The organism is Rhizobium sp. N324, from assembly GCF_001664485.1.
Lineage (GTDB): Bacteria > Pseudomonadota > Alphaproteobacteria > Rhizobiales > Rhizobiaceae > Rhizobium.
Genome location: NZ_CP013630.1, coordinates 4,611,641 through 4,630,126, shown reverse-complemented (window position 1 = coordinate 4,630,126; position 18,486 = coordinate 4,611,641). Strand labels below are relative to the sequence as shown.

At 62.0% G+C, this 18,486-nt stretch carries 14 protein-coding genes; 8 read left to right on the top strand and 6 right to left on the bottom strand.

The genetic code is table 11. The features are described 5' to 3' along the window. Positions 1–9: 9 nt before the first annotated feature. Both lptE and leuS read right to left on the bottom strand, forming a co-directional pair. Positions 10–531 (bottom strand): LPS assembly lipoprotein LptE, encoded by a 522-nt coding sequence (lptE, locus tag AMK05_RS22225; RefSeq protein WP_064841208.1) that lies wholly within the window; start codon positions 529–531, stop codon positions 10–12. Beyond that, on the bottom strand, positions 521–3,151 hold the full coding sequence (gene leuS / locus AMK05_RS22220) for a leucine--tRNA ligase (RefSeq protein ID WP_064841207.1): 2,631 nt from the start codon (positions 3,149–3,151) through the stop codon (positions 521–523). Before leuS ends, lptE begins: the two co-directional genes overlap by 11 nt. A gap of 201 nt (positions 3,152–3,352) precedes the next feature. On the opposite strand from leuS, the gene AMK05_RS22215 reads away from it, so the two are divergent. The 3 genes from AMK05_RS22215 (at position 3,353) to AMK05_RS22205 (ending at position 7,192) form a co-directional block, all read left to right on the top strand. Continuing rightward, a complete protein-coding gene (locus tag AMK05_RS22215) occupies positions 3,353–4,012 on the top strand; it encodes a YggS family pyridoxal phosphate-dependent enzyme (protein ID WP_064841206.1) in 660 nt (219 codons plus the stop codon). A 77-nt stretch (positions 4,013–4,089) separates the two neighbouring features. After that, complete coding sequence (locus AMK05_RS22210; protein WP_064841205.1) at positions 4,090–6,000, top strand: propionyl-CoA synthetase; 1,911 nt, start codon at positions 4,090–4,092, stop codon at positions 5,998–6,000. A gap of 256 nt (positions 6,001–6,256) precedes the next feature. Beyond that, positions 6,257–7,192 (top strand): flagellin N-terminal helical domain-containing protein, encoded by a 936-nt coding sequence (locus AMK05_RS22205; protein WP_064841489.1) that lies wholly within the window; start codon positions 6,257–6,259, stop codon positions 7,190–7,192. A gap of 77 nt (positions 7,193–7,269) precedes the next feature. On the opposite strand, the gene AMK05_RS22200 is transcribed toward AMK05_RS22205, so the two are convergent. Then, positions 7,270–7,977: a DUF1013 domain-containing protein gene (locus tag AMK05_RS22200; protein ID WP_064841204.1), complete on the bottom strand. Its 708-nt coding sequence runs from the start codon at positions 7,975–7,977 to the stop codon at positions 7,270–7,272. 229 nt (positions 7,978–8,206) lie between these two features. Here AMK05_RS22200 and acs point away from each other — a divergent pair, with 229 nt between their 5' ends. Then, positions 8,207–10,162, top strand: a complete 1,956-nt coding sequence (gene acs / locus AMK05_RS22195; RefSeq protein ID WP_064841203.1) for an acetate--CoA ligase — start codon at positions 8,207–8,209, stop codon at positions 10,160–10,162. Between the two features lie 68 nt (positions 10,163–10,230). On the opposite strand, the gene AMK05_RS33545 is transcribed toward acs, so the two are convergent. Continuing rightward, positions 10,231–10,440 (bottom strand): YegP family protein, encoded by a 210-nt coding sequence (locus AMK05_RS33545; RefSeq protein WP_082935701.1) that lies wholly within the window; start codon positions 10,438–10,440, stop codon positions 10,231–10,233. 345 nt (positions 10,441–10,785) lie between these two features. After that, a complete protein-coding gene (locus tag AMK05_RS22190; protein WP_064841202.1) occupies positions 10,786–11,010 on the bottom strand; it encodes a DUF1674 domain-containing protein in 225 nt (74 codons plus the stop codon). 110 nt (positions 11,011–11,120) lie between these two features. Between AMK05_RS22190 and htpX the strand changes: the two genes are divergently transcribed. The 4 genes from htpX to purH all read left to right on the top strand — a co-directional run bounded on the left by htpX (position 11,121) and on the right by purH (position 17,085). Beyond that, positions 11,121–12,083 carry a zinc metalloprotease HtpX gene (gene htpX, locus AMK05_RS22185; protein WP_012559379.1) on the top strand — a complete coding sequence of 321 codons (963 nt, stop codon included), beginning with the start codon at positions 11,121–11,123 and terminating at the stop codon, positions 12,081–12,083. Further along, complete coding sequence (locus AMK05_RS22180; protein WP_064841201.1) at positions 12,074–13,462, top strand: RsmB/NOP family class I SAM-dependent RNA methyltransferase; 1,389 nt, start codon at positions 12,074–12,076, stop codon at positions 13,460–13,462. The genes htpX and AMK05_RS22180 overlap by 10 nt, the downstream gene beginning before the upstream one ends. 181 nt (positions 13,463–13,643) lie before the next feature. Then, positions 13,644–15,317 carry a heparinase II/III family protein gene (locus AMK05_RS22175; RefSeq protein WP_064841200.1) on the top strand — a complete coding sequence of 558 codons (1,674 nt, stop codon included), beginning with the start codon at positions 13,644–13,646 and terminating at the stop codon, positions 15,315–15,317. A gap of 151 nt (positions 15,318–15,468) precedes the next feature. Next, the gene (gene purH / locus AMK05_RS22170) at positions 15,469–17,085 is read left to right on the top strand and encodes a bifunctional phosphoribosylaminoimidazolecarboxamide formyltransferase/IMP cyclohydrolase (RefSeq protein WP_064841199.1); all 1,617 of its coding nucleotides are present in this window, start codon (positions 15,469–15,471) and stop codon (positions 17,083–17,085) included. Between the two features lie 8 nt (positions 17,086–17,093). Here the strand turns inward: purH and AMK05_RS22165 are convergent, their stop codons facing one another. Further along, entirely contained in the window at positions 17,094–18,482 is a 1,389-nt protein-coding gene (locus AMK05_RS22165) for an MFS transporter (RefSeq protein ID WP_064841198.1), read from the bottom strand. Positions 18,483–18,486: the final 4 nt, after the last annotated feature.

The window sequence follows — 18,486 nt, the reverse complement described above, 5'->3', positions numbered from 1 at the left end:
TCTCCGCCCTCAGCGGCTGAGCGCAGCGGCGATATCGGCCCCGACGAATTCCGCCACCTGATCGGCCGCGCGGTTTTCGGCGTCGCGGATCGCCCGCTGCTTGGCGAATTCCTGGTCAGGGAAGTCCACCAGGGCCGTGGTGGCGCGGTTGCCGGCCTTGATGACGTGGTTATCGGTCGAAGCGCGCAGCGTGTAGGTGACGCTGACGGTGACACGGCCGGCGCGCGAGGTATCGGCCGAATCCGTCAGCAGCGTGTCGGCCACAGAGGAGGTGGCGTGCAAGTCGACCTGGTAGTCCGGCTTTTCAGGTTCGCCGGAACCACGCGACGCCAGGAAGATCAAGTGATTGCGGACCTGCTGCTCGACCCGGCTGCCTGCAGGGGAAAAGCCGACCGAGGCAAGCTTTTCGGTGAGACCCGAATTTTCCGAATAAAGCGGCCGGACCTGACAGGCAGAGAGAAAAGCCGCGGAGGCAAGGATCATGGCGATGCCGGCGTTGCGAACCAGCTTGCAAGCGATATCAGACGACAATGTTCACAATCCTTTGGGGAACCACGATGATCTTCTTCGGTGCCTGCCCGTTCAGCGCGTTCTTCACTGCCTCCAGATCCAGCACGGCGTTGGTGACGGCATTCTGATCTGCGTCGCGAGAAATTGTCAATTCAGCGCGTTTCTTGCCGTTGATCTGGACTGGCAGGACGACATCGTTTTCGATGACGAGCGTTTCGTCGTATCGCGGCCAATCGGTCCGGGCAAGCAGCCCCTTGTTGCCAAGCGCCGTCCAGCATTCCTCGGCCAGATGCGGCGTCATCGGCGCGACCAGCTGAACGAGGATCTCGGCGGCATCGCGCACCGCTGCGCGATAGGCGGCATCGCCCTCGCCCGCCGCAACCCTGGTCATCGGCGCGGCCAACGCGTTCACCAGTTCATAGATTCGGGCGACGGCCTTGTTGAACCAGAGCTTGTCGTAATCGTTCTCGACGGCTTTGAGGGTCCTATGGGCGGCCTGCGAGATCGACAGTGCTTCCCCCCCGGTTGCCGGTGCAGGCGCGACCGCGGAAAGCGCAGCCGCGGCTTCGGAAATCAACCGCCACAGACGCTGGGTGAAACGATGGGCGCCTTCGACGCCGGCTTCGGACCAGATGACGTCGCGCTCCGGCGGGGAGTCCGACAGGACGAAGAAACGGGCGGTATCGGCGCCATAAGAGGCGATGATATCGTCGGGATCGACGACGTTCTTCTTCGATTTCGACATCTTTTCGATCGAGCCGATCGTAATTTCCTCGCCCGTCGTCAGCAGGGAGGCACGGCGTTTGCCGTCGATCTCCTCGATGCGGATGTCGGCCGGCGCCACCCATTCCCGGCTGCCGCCGGCCCCGCGGCTATAGGTCTCGTGAACCACCATGCCCTGGGTGAAGAGACCCTTGAACGGCTCGGTCGCGGCGACATGGCCGGTCTCGCGCATGGCGCGGGTGAAGAAGCGGGAATAGAGCAGATGCAGGATCGCATGCTCGATGCCGCCGATATACTGGTCGACCGGGAGCCAACGGTTAGCCGCCTCAGGATCGGTCGGCTTGCCTTCCCAAGGGGCGGTGAAGCGGGTGAAATACCAGCTCGAATCGACGAAGGTGTCCATCGTATCCGTCTCGCGGCGAGCGTCCTTGCCGCAGGTCGGGCAGGAGACGTGCCGCCAGGTCGGATGACGGTCGAGCGGATTCCCCGGCTGGTCGAAGGTGACGTCGTCGGGCAGCTTGACCGGCAGGTCCTTCTTCGGCACGGGCACCACGCCGCAATCGTCGCAATGGATGACCGGGATCGGGCAGCCCCAATAACGCTGCCGGGAAATACCCCAGTCGCGCAGACGGAAGTTGACCTTGCGTTCGCCCTGCGGCGCATTGCCGAGCGAAGCGGCCGACAGCCGGTCGGCAACGATATTGAAGGCTTCCTCCGTCGTCTTGCCGTCGAGGAAGCGCGAATTGATCATCACGCCTTCGCCGTCATAGGCCGTGTCGCCGACGGAAAAGCTCGCTGCATCGCCATCCCTTGGCATGACGACGGCCACGACCGGCAAGCCGTATTTGCGGGCAAAATCAAGGTCGCGCTGGTCGCCCGAGGGGCAGCCGAAGATCGCGCCGGTGCCGTAATCCATCAGCACGAAATTGGCGATATAGACAGGCAGTTCCCAGGAGGGATCGAGCGGATGGCGGACGCGGATACCGGTATCCATGCCCTTCTTCTCGGCGGTCTCGAGGGCGGCGAGCGAGGTGCCGGCCCGGCGGCACTCCTCGCAGAAGGCCTCGATATCGGCATTCCTTGCGGCGGCGTCCTTCGCCAGCGGATGGTCGGCAGCGATCGCCAGGAAGGAGGCGCCGAACAGCGTGTCCGGCCGGGTGGTATAGACCGTGACTTCGCTCTCGCCGGCGGGCGCCGTTTCCGGCACGATCTCCCAGCGTACCGTCAGACCCTCCGAACGGCCGATCCAGTTCTTCTGCATCAGACGCACTTTTTCCGGCCACTGGTCGAGCGTATCCAGCGCGTCGAGCAGATCCTGGCTGAAATCGGTGATCTTGAAGAACCATTGCGTCAGTTCGCGCTGTTCGACCAGCGCGCCGGACCGCCAGCCGCGGCCGTCGATCACCTGCTCGTTGGCGAGCACGGTGTTGTCGACCGGGTCCCAGTTGACCTTCGACTGCTTGCGGTAGACCAGGCCTTTCTCGAGGAAATCCAGGAAGAGATGCTGCTGGTGCTGGTAATATTCGACGTCGCAGGTGGCGAATTCGCGGCTCCAGTCCAGCGACAGCCCCATGGCCTTCAGCTGCGCCTTCATCGAGCCGATATTCTGGTAGGTCCAGGAGGCCGGATGCACGCCACGCTCCATGGCGGCGTTCTCCGCCGGCATGCCGAAGGCGTCCCAGCCCATCGGGTGCAGCACGTTGTAGCCGCGGGCGCGTTTGTAGCGGGCAACGACATCGCCCATGGCGTAATTGCGGACATGGCCCATGTGGATGCGCCCCGACGGATAGGGGAACATTTCGAGGACGTAATATTTTTCGCGCGGATCTGAGTTGTCGGTCTCGAAGACCTTGTCTTCGTTCCATTTCTGCTGCCAGCGGGGCTCGGCGTCGCGCGGATTATAACGTTCGGTGGCCATGTTATTCGAAATTCCGGAAAATCAGGGGAGGTTGGTCGAGACCTTCACCATGAAACCACCGTAGCGTCAAGTTTTGCAGGCGCTGCAAGCGGCCGATCTTCGTTGCGGTCAGGCGATTTCGCCGGAGCGGGTCTTGGCAAGCACAGATTGGCTGGTTAGTTCATTGCCAATCCTTTCATGCAGGTATGTCGAGGCAGAACGATGGAACTTCAAGAGCGGTTGAACGACGTGCGGTCGCGGATGGCCGCTGGTGAACGCCAGGCAGCGCGGCCTGCGGGGTCCGTTCAGCTCGTCGCCGTGTCGAAGACCTTCGAGGCGGAGGCGATCCGCCCGGCCATCGACGCTGGACAGCGCGTCTTCGGTGAGAACCGGGTGCAGGAGAGCCAGGGCAAGTGGCCGGCGCTGAAAGCCGAACAGCCGGATATCGTGCTGCATCTGATCGGACCGCTGCAATCGAACAAGGCGGCGGATGCGGTGGCGCTTTTCGACGTCATCGAGACGGTGGACCGGGAAAAGATCGCCCGCGCGCTGGCCGAGGAGATGAAGCGGCAGGACAAGTGGCCGCGGCTCTACGTGCAAGTCAATACCGGGCTCGAGCCGCAGAAGGCCGGCATCGCCCCTGACGACACGCTGGCTTTCGTTACGCTCTGCCGCGATGAACTCGGTCTTTCCATCGAAGGTCTGATGTGCATTCCGCCGGCCGAGGAAAATCCCGGCCCGCATTTCGCCCTGCTGGCAAAGCTTGCGCTCACATGCGGCGTCGAAAAATTGTCCATGGGTATGTCGGGCGATTATGAAACGGCGATCGCCTTCGGCGCCACCAGCGTGCGTGTAGGATCGGCAATTTTCGGCACGCGCTGAAACCCTGCTTTGGTCGGGCTTCCCGTCCCGCTTCCCTCCGCCTAGATTATGATCGAGGCTTTCCTGGGGAGGAGCAGATGCAGAACGGCTATCGTCAGGCCTATTCGGCCTGGAAAGGCGATCCCGAAGCCTTCTGGGGCGATGCTGCCGCCGATATCGACTGGTTCAAACCGCCGGAGCGGGTATTTTCGCCCGACGAAGGCGTCTATGGCCGCTGGTTCGCAGGGGCCGAAACCAATACCTGCCACAATTGCCTGGACCGGCATGTGGCCGCCGGGCGCGGCGGCGACACGGCTGTTATCTTCGACAGTGCGATGACTGGCGAAAAGCGTCGCTTCACTTACGACGAAGTGCTTCACGAGGTGAAGGCTATCGCCGCGACGCTGGTCGACCTCGGGATCGCCAGAGGTGATCGTGTGATCCTCTATATGCCGATGGTCCCGCAGGCGGTGTTTTCGATGCTTGCCTGCGCCCGCATCGGTGCGGTGCACTCCGTCGTCTTCGGTGGCTTTGCCGCCAGCGAGCTTGCTGCCCGCATCGACGATTGCGGTGCGAAGCTGGTGATCACCGCGAGCTGCGGGCTCGAACCCGGCCGCCTCGTTGCCTACAAGCCTCTGGTCGACCAGGCAATCGAGATGGCGCGTTCGAAGCCGGAGTGCTGTCTGGTGCTGCAACGGCCGGAGGATCGGGCCGATCTGGCCAGCGGCCGCGACCAGGATTTCGAAGCGGCGGTGGCGCGGCATCGCGGCGCCGAGATCGCCTGTGTTCGAGTCAAGGCGACCGACCCGCTTTACATCCTCTACACCTCCGGCACCACCGGCCAGCCGAAGGGCGTCGTGCGCGACAATGGCGGCCATATGGTCGCGCTCCACTGGTCGATGCGGAATATCTACGGCCTGAAACCGGGCGAGGTGTTCTGGACGGCTTCGGATATCGGCTGGGTCGTCGGACATTCCTATATCGTCTATGCGCCGCTGATCTCAGGCGTCACCACCCTGATCTTCGAGGGTAAACCCATCGGCACGCCGGATGCCGGCGCATTCTGGCGTGTTGTTTCGGAATATCAGGTGCGAGTGCTGTTCACGGCGCCGACGGCATTCCGCGCCATTCGCCGGGAGGACGGCGACGGGGAACTGATGCGGCGGTATCCGATGCCGGATCTGCGGGCGCTGTTTCTGGCCGGCGAGAGGGCGGATCCGGAGACGCTGAAATGGGCGGAGCGCATGCTCGCCATCCCCGTCATCGATCACTGGTGGCAGACGGAGACCGGCTGGCCGATCGCCGCCAATCCGCTTGGCCTTGGTGCCCTTCCCGTCAAGCACGGTTCGCCGGCGCTGCCGATGCCCGGTTATGATATCGCCGTGCTCGACGATGCCGGCCATCCGATCGAGGCGGGGACGCTCGGCAATATCGTCATCAAGCTTCCCTTGCCGCCCGGTTGCTTGCCGACCCTCTGGAACGCGGACGACCGTTTCCGGTCGGCCTATCTCGACGAGTTTCCCGGCACCTACAAGACCGCCGATGCCGGCTATGTCGACGAGGACGGGTATCTGTTCATCATGTCGCGCACCGACGACATCATCAATTGCGCCGGTCATCGGCTCTCCACCGGGGCGATGGAGGAAGTCTGTGCTCGTCATCCCGATGTCGCCGAATGCGCGGTGATCGGCGTGACCGACAGCTTGAAGGGGCAGGTGCCGTGCGGCTTCCTGGTGCTGAAACGGAATGTTTCCCGCGAGGTGACAGCGATCGAATCAGAGGTGGTGGCGATGATTCGCGATCAGATCGGGCCTGTCGCCGCCTTCAAAATGGCTATCGCCGTTAACCGACTGCCGAAGACCCGCTCCGGCAAGATCCTGCGCGGCACGATGCAGAAAATTGCCGACGGCATACCCTGGAAAATGCCCGCAACCATTGACGATCCAACGGTTTTGGAGGAAATCGCCGAGGCGTTGCGCGGGCGCGGTTTGGGCTCCCTGCCCATGTGAAATTAAGCATTTCATAAGCCTGATTGAGGAATTGTTAACCATGTGATGCAAGGGTTCGTTAACGGCAATGGCTTGCATAGCAGGCTTTGCATGACGCGGTCGCCGTTACCCGGCCTGCTGCATAGGTCCTCAAATCGATCGCGATTTCAGGGCAAATTGTGCAGCAGTTGAAGTGCTACAGAGTCCTTTGCGCATCTGAAGAGACGCGCGGCGCTGTAGTCCGGATGCCCCTTTCTCAATGATTGTGGAACGGATCATGACAAGCATCCTTACCAACAACGCTGCCATGGCAGCGCTGCAGACTTTGCGCGGCGTAAACGACGGCCTCAAGGACACCCAGGGCCGAGTCTCGTCGGGTTATCGTGTCGAAAAGGCGTCCGACAATGCTGCCTACTGGTCGATCGCGACGACCATGCGTTCCGACAACAAGGCGCTTTCGGCCGTCTCCGACGCGCTCGGGCTTGGCGCGGCCAAGGTCGATACCGCCTATTCGGCGATGGACAGTGCGCTCGACGTCGTCAGCGACATCAAGGCGAAGATCGTCGCCGCCACGGAAAAAGGCGTCGACAAGACCAAGATCCAGCAGGAACTCGACCAGCTGCAGGAGCAACTGCTCAGCATCGCCCAGTCGGCGTCCTTCTCCGGTGAAAACTGGGTCGCCGGCGCCTCCGGAACGAAGAGCGTGGTTTCCTCCTTCGTCCGCGACGGCAGCAACGCCGTTTCGGTGAAGATGACGGATTACGTGCTCGATTCAGGCTCGCTTGGAAACGTGCTCTTCGGCATGACCAGCACCGGCGCGATCGAGACCAGCAGCGGGATTATCGGCACCGCCTTCAATGGAACCTATGGCGGCACCGTCATCGTCATGGCATCGATCTATGATCTCGACATTACCGGTTTCACCCAGGGTCAGCTCGACGCGGCCTTGACCGGTGTCGAACTGGTTCTCGGCGCCATGACCGCGGCCGGCTCGGCGCTCGGCTCGATCTCGATGCGTATCCAGCTGCAGGAAAATTTCGTCAGCGGTCTTCACGATTCGATCGACTCCGGCGTCGGCCGCCTGGTCGATGCCGATATGGAAGAAGAATCGAGCAAGCTCTCGGCGTTGCAGACGCAGCAGCAGCTCGCCGTCCAGTCGCTGTCGATCGCCAACAGCTCGGCGCAGAACATCCTCACCCTGTTCCGCAGCTAAGCCGACAGGCGATCCGCAACAAAAAACCCCGCCGATCAGCTCATATCGGCGGGGTTTTTCATGAGATCGTCGATCTCTCAGTACTGATCGTCGTCGTCCTCGTCCTTCGGCGCGGAGCGCAGCGAGCTCAGCTTGCGGAAGACGGCGTCGGCGTCGATTTCCTTTTCCTTTTCTTCCTCGCGCTCGTAGCCCGGGGTCAGGCGCTCGGTTTCCTGGGCCGATTGCAGCGTCGCGCCAAGCTCGGCGGCGGTCGGCAGCGGCCGGCCCTTGGAAGCCTTTTCCACTTCCATGTCGAGATCGATCTGGCTGCAGAGGCCAAGCGTTACCGGATCCATCGGCGCCAGGTTGGCGGAGTTCCAGTGGGTGCGCTCGCGGATCTGCTCGATGGTGGATTTCGTGGTGCCGACGAGGCGGGAAATCTGCGCGTCCTTCAGCTCCGGATGGTTGCGAACCAGCCAGAGAATGGCGTTCGGACGGTCCTGACGCTTGGAAACCGGCGTATAACGCGGGCCGCGGCGCTTGGATTCCGGCACGCGCACCTTGGGTTCGGAAAGCTTCAGCTTGTGGTTCGGGTTGGCTTCGGCGCGGGCGATCTCATCGCGGGAGAGCTGTCCGGTTGAGATCGGATCGAGGCCCTTGATGCCCTGCGCCGCTTCGCCGTCGGCGATCGCCTTGACCTCGAGCGGATGCAGTTTGCAGAACTGCGCGATCTGATCGAAAGACAGTGCCGTGTTGTCGACAAGCCAGATGGCGGTCGCCTTCGGCATGAGCAGTGTTTGAGCCATGGATATAGTCCTTCTATCGTCCGCGCCGGTCGCGGTCCGTGGATTGTCACCACAATGTCCGGGAAATATGCCGCTATATAACCGCACTGTCGCAGAATTGCAATTCTTCCGAAATGAAATGACCTTTGTCTAATTGCCGCCACGATGCGAGCTGCTATGAATTGCCGTGATTTGAAATCCGGGCCCTAAACCCACGCGGCCCGTCGCATGTTCCATGAGGAGGAGTTGCATGTCGGAGAAGATCTATCCGGTGACGAAGCCGGTGAAGGCGCGCGCCCTGATCGATAAGGAAAAGTACCTGAAATGGTACGAGGAAAGCGTCGAGAACCCGGACAAGTTCTGGGGCAAACACGGCAAGCGGATCGACTGGTTCAAGCCCTATACCAAGGTCAAGAACACCTCCTTTACCGGCAAGGTCTCGATCAAGTGGTTCGAGGACGGCCAGACCAACGTCTCCTACAATTGCATCGACCGCCATCTGAAGACCAATGGCGACCAGGTGGCGATCATCTGGGAAGGCGACAATCCCTATATCGATAAGAAGGTCACCTATAACGAGCTCTACGAACATGTCTGCCGGATGGCGAATGTGTTGAAGAAGCACGGCGTCAAGAAGGGCGACCGTGTCACCATCTATATGCCGATGATCCCCGAAGCGGCTTACGCGATGCTCGCCTGCGCCCGCATCGGCGCGGTGCATTCGGTGGTCTTCGGCGGCTTTTCGCCGGAGGCCCTGGCTGGGCGCATCGTCGATTGCGAATCCACCTTCGTCATCACCTGCGACGAAGGGCTGCGCGGCGGCAAGCCGGTACCGCTGAAGGACAATACCGATACGGCGATCCATATCGCCGCCCGCCAGCATGTGCATGTCAGCAAGGTACTGGTGGTGCGCCGCACCGGCGGCAAGACCGGCTGGGCGCCGGGCCGCGATCTCTGGCATCACCAGGAAGTCGCCACGGTGAAGCCGGAATGCCCGCCGGTGAAGATGAAGGCGGAAGATCCGCTGTTCATTCTCTATACGTCAGGCTCCACAGGCAAGCCGAAGGGCGTGCTGCACACGACCGGCGGTTATCTCGTCTATGCGGCGATGACGCATGAATATGTCTTCGACTATCATCACGGCGATATCTACTGGTGCACCGCCGATGTCGGCTGGGTCACCGGCCACTCCTATATCGTCTACGGGCCGCTCGCCAACTGCGCGACGACGCTGATGTTCGAGGGCGTGCCGAATTTCCCCGACCAGGGGCGTTTCTGGGAAGTCATCGACAAACACAAGGTCAATATCTTCTATACGGCGCCGACGGCGATCCGTTCGCTGATGGGGGCCGGCGACGAATTCGTCACGCGCTCGTCGCGCTCGTCGCTCCGCCTGCTCGGCACTGTGGGCGAACCGATCAACCCGGAAGCCTGGGAGTGGTATTACAATGTCGTCGGCGACAAGCGCTGCCCGGTCATCGATACCTGGTGGCAGACGGAAACCGGCGGCCACATGATCACGCCGCTGCCCGGCGCCACCGACCTGAAACCCGGCTCGGCGACGGTGCCGTTCTTCGGCATCAAACCGCAGCTTGTCGACAATGAGGGCAAGGTGCTGGAAGGGGCGGCCGACGGCAATCTCTGCATCACCGACAGCTGGCCGGGCCAGATGCGCACCGTCTATGGCGATCACGAGCGTTTCATCCAGACCTATTTCTCCACCTACAAGGGGAAATATTTTACCGGCGACGGCTGCCGGCGCGATGCGGACGGCTATTACTGGATCACCGGCCGTGTCGACGACGTGCTCAACGTCTCCGGCCACCGGCTCGGCACAGCGGAGGTCGAATCCGCGCTCGTCTCGCACAATCTGGTGTCGGAAGCCGCCGTCGTCGGTTATCCCCACCCGATCAAGGGCCAGGGCATCTATTGCTATGTGACGCTGATGGCCGGCCACGAAGGAACGGACACGCTTCGCCAGGACCTGGTGAAACATGTGCGTGCCGAAATCGGTCCGATCGCCGCGCCCGACAAGATCCAGTTTGCGCCCGGCCTGCCGAAGACTCGCTCGGGCAAGATCATGCGCCGCATCCTGCGCAAGATCGCCGAAGACGATTTCGGTGCACTCGGCGATACCTCGACGCTCGCCGATCCGGCCGTCGTCGACGATCTGATCGCCAACCGGCAGAACAAGGCGACTGCCTGAATAGAAAGGCCGCTCCCTCTCTTTAAGTTGGAGCGGCCTTTTATTCTGCGTGGGAAATACAGCTGCTTTTAGGCTACGTTTGCCAAATCGGATGGGAACCAAACCGCGCTGCCAGACGACGCCTTCATGATCTCAATGCTTCGTTCGCAGTCGCTACGTTTGACATAGCCTTCGCTGCTAACCGCGATGGTCTCAGCATTGGAAGCATCATACTTCCAACGCCATTCATTCCGCGCATCTTTATACATCCAGTAGGATGGGTATGTACGTGTGGCCATAATGGCCTCCTTACGTTTGATAACGTCAGGCTTGACCACGGCGGCATTATCTGACTCAATACCAATTGTACGGATGCCGTGTCCCGCACCTAACGCAATAGAGCGGGATGCAAGTCCAAAGCCGTCACTTTTCCTTGGTCGGGGGGTGGCGGCTTTTTCTTTGCTACAACGAAGTAAGGGGGATTCGCGCATCGGAGTCAAGAAAGCCCATATGTTGGGGGTCTGATCGTATGCAGAATTTCAAGTTTTTGTATTTTTATCAGACAGTTAATAAAATTTTTCTTCTCTGCGCTGAGTTCCACAGAGAACACAAAATGTAGCTAGGTCATGCTACCCGAGGCCGAATCAGAAATCGATCGCCCGGCCGTTGATCTCGTAATCGCCGAATCGGGCCGGCTCGGCGCCACCGCGGCCGCCGGTCTCCGGTGGCAGCTCCAGCGGCTTCTGGTTCTTTCGCCGCTCCTCGGCTTCGGCAAGGGCGCGTTTGGCAGCCGGAGACAGCATCTTGCGCGGCGGCTCCGAGCCCTCGGCCGTCGGCGTTCGGCTATTGTCGTTATCGGCGTCCTGCATGGCATCTCCTGCCGGAAAATATTGAAAATGGCTGGTGAATAACCAAATCATAATGCGCCGGTACCGCGATTGAAAGCTTATCACGGCGAAATCGGAGATGGAGATCCGCAATGAACCTCGTCCGCACTGCCATGTTGCTAGCCTTCATGACGGCGCTTTTCATGTTTGTCGGTTTTCTGATCGGCGGTCGCGCCGGCATGATGATTGCCTTCGTCATCGCCGCCGGCATGAATTTCTTCTCCTATTGGAATTCCGACCGCATGGTGCTTTCGGCCTATCGCGCCCAGCAGGTCGATGAACGCAACGCGCCTGAGTTCTTTGCGATCGTGCGCGATCTCGCCCGCAATGCCGGTCTGCCGATGCCGAAGGTCTATCTCTACGACAGCCCGCAACCGAATGCCTTCGCCACCGGCCGCAATCCCGAAAACGCTGCCGTCGCCGCTTCCACCGGCCTGCTCCAGGCACTGTCTCCGGAGGAAGTCGCCGGCGTAATGGCGCATGAGCTCGCCCATATCCAGAACCGCGACACGCTGACGATGACGATCACGGCGACGCTTGCCGGGGCGATCTCGATGCTCGGCAATTTCGCCTTCTTCTTCGGCGGCAACCGTGAAAACAACAACAATCCCCTCGGTTTCGTCGGCGTGCTCGTCGCGATGATCGTGGCGCCGCTTGCCGCCATGCTGGTGCAGATGGCGATCAGCCGGACGCGCGAATATTCCGCCGACCGCCGCGGCGCCGAGATCTGCGGCAACCCGCTCTGGCTTGCTTCCGCGCTCGGTAAGATCGCCCGTGGCGCCGCCCACGTGCCGAACGAAGATGCCGAGCGCAACCCGGCGACCGCGCATATGTTCATCATCAATCCGCTCTCCGGCGAGCGCATGGACAATCTGTTTTCGACGCATCCGAACACGGAAAACCGCATCGCTGCGCTGCAGGACATGGCGCAGGGCGGCATGAACGTCTCGACGCCGCCGGTTCGGGCTGCTAATCCGTCGCGCAAATCGCGCTCTGTTCCGGATACGGGTCTTGGTCGCGGTGGTTCGCAACCGCCAAAAGGTCCATGGTCTTGAATTCAGACGGCACGAAGAAACCATCCCGTAAACATAAGCCCTCCACCGAGCGATCCGCGCCGGCAAAACCGGGCCTGCAGGCCCGGGCTGCAGCGGCAAAAATTCTCGGCGCCGTCGTCGATCGCAAGCTGCCGCTCGACGGCGCACTCGATCATGAACATGGCAATCCAGCCTACCGGGCGCTTGGCGAAAGCGACCGGGCGCTCGTGCGCGCCATCCTGAACACGACGCTGCGCCATCTGCCGCGCATCGATGCGGCGGTTGCAGCGCTGCTGGAATCGCCGCTGCCGGAAGGAGCCCGGGCGCTGCACCATGTACTGGCAATCGGGGCGGCGCAGATCCTCTATCTCGACGTGCCGGATCATTCGGCTGTCGATCTTGCCGTCGAGCAGGCCAATCAGGATCCGCGCAACCGGCGTTTCGCCAAGCTGGTCAATGCCGTTCTCCGCCGGCTCGGCCGCGAGAAGGATGAGGTGCTCGCCGAGATCGGCAAGGTCGCGCCGATGCCGGCCTGGTTCATCGCCAGGCTGGAAAGAGCCTATGGCCGGGACGCGGCGCTGGCCATTTCGGAATCCCAGCTTCAACCAGCCGCAATCGATCTGACCGTCAAATCGGACGCCGAAGGCTGGGCAAAGCGGCTGAACGGCGTTGTCCTTCCCACCGGCGGCGTGCGGCTTGCCGCCTTCGACGGCGGCATCCCTTCGCTCGAAGGTTTCGACGAAGGCGCGTGGTGGGTGCAGGATGCGGCCGCAAGCATCCCGGCCAAGCTTTTCGGCGATCTCTCGGGCAAGCGCGCCGCCGATCTCTGTGCCGCGCCCGGCGGCAAGACGGCGCAGCTCATTCTTGCCGGCGGCACGGTCACCGCACTCGACCAGTCGCAAAGCCGGCTGAGACGGCTGCGGTCGAATCTCGACCGGCTGGGCCTCGAGGCTGAAACGATCGCGGCGGATCTGACGGCATTCGAGCCGGCCGAGCGTTTCGACGCGATCCTGCTCGACGCCCCCTGCTCCTCCACCGGCACGACGCGCCGGCACCCGGACGTGTTGTGGACCAAGGGGCCCGAGGATATCGGCAGGCTGGCGGCGCTGCAGGAGCGGCTGCTGCGTCATGCGCTGACATTGCTGAAGCCAGATGGAACGCTGGTTTTTTCGAATTGTTCGCTGGATCCGGCCGAAGGCGAGGAGGTCGTCGCTCGCGTTCTGGCCGATACGGATGGGATCGAGCGCGTTCAAATCGATGCCGGCGACTGGTCCGGCCTGGAAGCGGCGATCACGCCGCTCGGTGAATTCCGCACGCTTCCCACCATGCTGAAAATGCCCGCCGGCATCGCCTCCGGCCTTGACGGCTTTTATGCCGCCGTGCTGCGGCGCGTGGCCTGATTGCTCACGCCCGTTGCGGCGCATCCGCCCATGGAAGAGGCTTCACATCCGCGCGTGACCGCGCGGTGAAGCACGTTAATTTGCGTATATTCGAACATTGTTACGAATTAATTCATTGTGGGCGATGAAATCGGCCGCTTTTCACCTATTCTTAACCACGAGGGTCAATAGACAATAGAATATGCAGTCCGGTCGGCGTTTTGCGAGCATGTATGTTCGGGAGGCTTGGCGGCGCGCCTTGCGCCGCGTCGCGTTGCTGCGCCTAAAACTCTTCCGCCATTCCATCAACGTGCCCGAGCGTCTGATCGTCGCCCCGACCGATCTCCGCAGCATCGATTCGCATGTGGCCGACGAGATCCTCAACGGCCGGTTTCTGCTGGCCGGGCGCATGCTGGAAACGGGTGGAAAGTCACCCTTCACCTTCACCCTGCCGTCGCGCCCCTTCGCGACCCGCCTTCACAGCTTCGGCTGGCTGCGGCATATGCGGGCGAACAAGACGGAGCGCAATTCGGCCGCCGCCCGCGCGATCGTCGACAGCTGGCTTTCCCTCCATGCCGGCCGGATGGACGGGATTGCATGGGAGATCGACGTCACCGCACAGCGCGTCATTGCCTGGCTCTCGCATTCGCCGGTGGTGCTGCATAATGCCGACCGCGGTTTCTATCGCCGCTTCATGAAGTCGCTGGCATTCCAGGTGAGGTTCCTGCACCGCATGGCGCCCTATACGCTCGGCGGCCTGGAGCTGTTTCGGTTGCGTATCGCGCTCGCCATGGCCTCCGTCGCCATGCCTGTCCGTGCGTCGACGCTCCGAAGGGCGGCGCAGGCGCTCGACCGCGAATTCGATAGCCAGATTCTGCCGGATGGCGGCCATATCTCGCGTAATCCGCGCGTCGGCCTGGAATTGCTGCTCGATCTGCTGCCGCTGCGGCAAACCTATGTCAATCTCGGCCATGACCTGCCGCAGAAGCTGATTTCCGGCATCGACCGCATCTATCCGGCATTGCGGTTCTTTCGCCATCAGGATGGGGATCTGGCGCTGTTCAACGGGGCGACCTCGACGCTGGCAAACGAGCTGATCTCGGTGCTCAGATATGACGAGACCGCCGGCCAGCCGTTCAAGGCCTTGCCGCAGTCGCGCTATCAGCGGCTTTCCGGGGGAAAGACCGTGATCATCGCCGATGCCGGCACGCCGCCTTCGGGAGGCGGGCTGCGGACCGTGCATGCCGGCAGCCTCTCCTTCGAAATGTCGTCCGGCCGCCACCGCTTCATCGTCAATTCCGGCTCGCCGAAATTTGCCGGGCACCGCTATGTCCAGATGGCGCGCACGACAGCGGCGCATTCGACGGTTATTTTGAACGACACTTCGTCCAGCCGCTTTTCCCCCTCGCCCTTCCTCAATCACGCGATCACCGAACCAGTAAGGACCGTTACGGTCGAGCGTGCCGAAACCGAGGACGGACGCGACGGCATCAAGCTCAGCCATGACGGTTATCTCAGGGCGTTCGGGGTGCTGCACGAACGAGAGCTGACACTCAATGCCGCAGGCTCGATCGTGACCGGCCACGACCGGCTCGTCGTCCGGGAGGGATATGCGCATGACGAGCCTCTGAAGGCCGTCGCCCGGTTTCATATCCATCCCTCCATCGTCCTGCATCAAAGCGACGGGGAGTCCGTGCTGCTGACGGCGCCGGACGGCGAAAGCTGGCAGTTTTCCGCGCCCGGCAATGAAGTGCTGATCACCGAGGATATCTTCTTTGCCGACAGCTCCGGCATTTGCGGTTCGGACCAGATCGAAATCGACTTCGATCTTGCCGAGAAGACGGAAATCCGTTGGTTTTTGTCCCGCAAGGGATAGCACCTGTTTGCGCGGCGGCGAAGCTGTGCTAACGCGGCCTCACAATGCGAGCGTCCTGGAGCAGGATGGTCTTAGGCCCGAGCCGGCCTGAAATCCGAATCCTGCTCCAACCCAAGCGGATGTCTCCCGAAGCCCGAACGGAGAAGGTTTCATGGCCGTCATTTCCAAGAAGATCCCCGCCCCCGACAAGGTCGAAATCAAGACCGCCCTCCTCTCCGTCTTCGACAAGACCGGGATTGTCGAGCTCGCCCAGTCATTGTCTGCCAAAGGCGTGCGGCTGCTGTCGACCGGTGGCACATACAAAGCCATCGCCGCCGCCGGCCTTGCCGTTACCGATGTCTCCGACGTTACCGGTTTTCCCGAGATCATGGACGGGCGGGTCAAGACGCTGCATCCGACGGTGCATGGCGGCCTGCTGGCGATCCGTGACGATAGCGAACACCAGGAGGCGATGAAACAGCACGGCATCGAGGCCATCGACCTCGCCGTCATCAATCTCTATCCTTTCGAGGAAGTGCGGGCGGCTGGCGGCGATTATCCCACAACCGTCGAGAATATCGATATCGGCGGCCCGGCGATGATCCGCGCATCGGCCAAGAACCATGCCTATGTGACGATCCTGACCGATCCCAACGATTATGCCGAGTTCAAGGACCAGCTTTCCGCAGATGAGGGCAAGACCGCCTATGCCTTCCGCCAGCGCATGGCCGCCAAGGCCTATGCCCGCACCGCGGCCTATGACGCTGTGATTTCCAACTGGTTCGCCGAAGCGCTGTCGATCGACACGCCGCGTCACCGCGTTATCGGCGGTGCTTTGAAGGAAGAGATGCGCTACGGTGAAAACCCGCACCAGAAGGCCGCCTTCTACGTGACCGGCGAGAAGCGCCCGGGTGTGTCGACGGCTGCCCTCCTGCAGGGCAAGCAGCTCTCCTACAACAACATCAACGATACCGATGCCGCCTACGAACTGGTCGCCGAGTTCCTGCCCGAAAAGGCGCCGGCCTGCGCCATCATCAAGCATGCCAATCCCTGCGGCGTGGCCACCGGGTCGAGCCTGGTCGAGGCCTATCAGCGGGCGCTCGCCTGCGACAGCGTTTCCGCCTTCGGCGGCATCATCGCGCTCAATCGAACGCTGGATGCCGAAACCGCCGAGGAGATCGTCAAGCTCTTCACCGAGGTGATCATCGCCCCCGCTGTGACGGAGGAAGCGAAGGCGATCGTCGCCCGCAAGCCGAACCTGCGGCTGCTCTCTGCCGGCGGCCTGCCCGATCCGCGTGCGGCCGGCCTGACGGCGAAGACCGTTTCCGGCGGCCTGCTGGTCCAGAGCCGCGACAACGGCATGGTCGAGGACCTGGAGCTCAAGGTCGTCACCAAGCGTGCGCCGACGGCGCAGGAACTCGAGGATATGAAGTTCGCCTTCAAGATCGGCAAACATGTGAAATCGAACGCCGTGGTCTATGCCAAGGACGGCCAGACGGCCGGCATCGGCGCCGGCCAGATGAGTCGCGTCGATTCCGCCCGCATCGCGGCGCTGAAGGCCGAAGAGGCCGCCAAGGCGCTCGGCCTTGCGGTGCCGATGACAAAGGGTTCGGCGGTTGCTTCCGAAGCCTTCCTGCCGTTTGCCGATGGTCTCCTGTCGATGATTGCCGCAGGCGCGACCGCGGTGATCCAGCCGGGCGGCTCGATGCGCGATCAGGAGGTCATCGATGCCGCCAATGAACATGGCATCGCCATGGTCTTCACCGGCATGCGCCACTTCCGGCACTAATTGGGCGTCTATGCCCGATCGGCCGGATAGGGCGTGCGGACGAGCAGCACCAGTCCGCCGACGAGAAACAGGATCAGCGTGGCCATTCCAAGCCGCGGTGATCCACTCATATAGGTCACCAGCGAAAAGAGCAGTGTCGCCATGAAGCTCGTGGCGCGCCCCGAAAGCGCGTAGATACCGAAGTAGCGGCCGGCTTCTTCAGGGCTGACGCTGCGGGCGAGATAGGAGCGCGACGAGGCCTGGACCGGTCCAAAAGCGAACCCGATCAACAGGCCGTAAAGGATATAGGCCTTTTCCGCAGCGGTGCCGAAGAGGCCGCCGGAATCCGTCGTCGGCAGCGGCAGAAGGCCGAACAGCGTATAACCCGGTCCGGTCGAGATGATGCCGATGGTGGCGAGAAGCAGCATGGTGAGGCTGATGACGACGGTCACCTTCGAACCGACGCCCTTGTCGATGCGGCCGGCGATCAGGCAGCCGAAGATCGCGACGACGTTCAGGATGATGCCGTAGATGCCGATCTCAATCGTTGCCCAGCCGAACATGCCGGCGGCGAAGACACCGCCGAGGATCAGCAGACCGTTGACGCCGTCCTGGTAGATCATCCGGGCGATGAGGAATTTCAGGATGCCGCGGCGCTCCTTGAGTTCGCCAAGCGTGTTTTTCAGTTCGCGCAGGCCGGCGCGGACGGCAGTGGCGAAGGGCAGGCCCCTGCCGACATCCGGCGTGAAGAAAAACATCGGCAGGATGAAGATCAGATACCAGACCGCCGAGATCGGCCCGGTGATGCGCGCATCCTCTCCGGTTTGAGGATCGAGACCGAATAGCGGATCGAGGCCGAGGATGGTCTTGCCGCTCTCCGGGCTTGCCGCCAAAAGCGTGACGACGGCTATCAGCACGATGATGCCGCCAAGATAACCGAGCCCCCAGGCAGTGTTGGAGAGCTTGCCGACCTCGTGTTTGGCGACCAGGCGCGGCATCATCGAATCGTTGAAGACGATCGAAAACTCGGCCGAGATCGAGGCGAGGATCATGAAAATAACGGGATAGAGAACCGGCGAGCCTGGGGCTGCGAACCACAGGCAGAAAAGGCTCGCGATCTTGATGACCGCGAAGAAGCCGATCCACGGCTTGCGCGCGCCGGACTGGTCGGCGATCGAGCCGAGGATCGGCGAGAGCAGGGCGATGATCACCGAGGAGATCGTCGCCATGTTGCTCCACGTCGTCTGCGCGGAAACCGGGTCATCGGTCAGACGGGAGACGAAATAGGGACCGAAGATGAAGGTGGTGACCACGGTAAAGAAGGGCTGGGCTGCCCAATCGAAGAACATCCACCCCCAGATGCCCTTCTCCGTGGCCTTCGGCGGCTGTGTTCCTGTCCAGTCGATGCGATTCAACATCCGC

What these genes read in the sequence shown, in the direction of transcription:
- leuS (WP_064841207.1), bottom strand. Translation starts at nt 3,151, where the DNA reads ATGGCCACCGAACGTTATAATCCGCGCGACGCCGAGCCCCGCTGGCAG.
- AMK05_RS22215 (WP_064841206.1), top strand. Translation starts at nt 3,353, where the DNA reads ATGGAACTTCAAGAGCGGTTGAACGACGTGCGGTCGCGGATGGCCGCT.
- AMK05_RS22210 (WP_064841205.1), top strand. Translation starts at nt 4,090, where the DNA reads ATGCAGAACGGCTATCGTCAGGCCTATTCGGCCTGGAAAGGCGATCCC.
- AMK05_RS22205 (WP_064841489.1), top strand. Translation starts at nt 6,257, where the DNA reads ATGACAAGCATCCTTACCAACAACGCTGCCATGGCAGCGCTGCAGACT.
- AMK05_RS22200 (WP_064841204.1), bottom strand. Translation starts at nt 7,977, where the DNA reads ATGGCTCAAACACTGCTCATGCCGAAGGCGACCGCCATCTGGCTTGTC.
- acs (WP_064841203.1), top strand. Translation starts at nt 8,207, where the DNA reads ATGTCGGAGAAGATCTATCCGGTGACGAAGCCGGTGAAGGCGCGCGCC.
- AMK05_RS33545 (WP_082935701.1), bottom strand. Translation starts at nt 10,440, where the DNA reads ATGGCCACACGTACATACCCATCCTACTGGATGTATAAAGATGCGCGG.
- AMK05_RS22190 (WP_064841202.1), bottom strand. Translation starts at nt 11,010, where the DNA reads ATGCAGGACGCCGATAACGACAATAGCCGAACGCCGACGGCCGAGGGC.
- htpX (WP_012559379.1), top strand. Translation starts at nt 11,121, where the DNA reads ATGAACCTCGTCCGCACTGCCATGTTGCTAGCCTTCATGACGGCGCTT.
- AMK05_RS22180 (WP_064841201.1), top strand. Translation starts at nt 12,074, where the DNA reads ATGGTCTTGAATTCAGACGGCACGAAGAAACCATCCCGTAAACATAAG.
- AMK05_RS22175 (WP_064841200.1), top strand. Translation starts at nt 13,644, where the DNA reads ATGCAGTCCGGTCGGCGTTTTGCGAGCATGTATGTTCGGGAGGCTTGG.
- purH (WP_064841199.1), top strand. Translation starts at nt 15,469, where the DNA reads ATGGCCGTCATTTCCAAGAAGATCCCCGCCCCCGACAAGGTCGAAATC.
- AMK05_RS22165 (WP_064841198.1), bottom strand. Translation starts at nt 18,482, where the DNA reads ATGTTGAATCGCATCGACTGGACAGGAACACAGCCGCCGAAGGCCACG.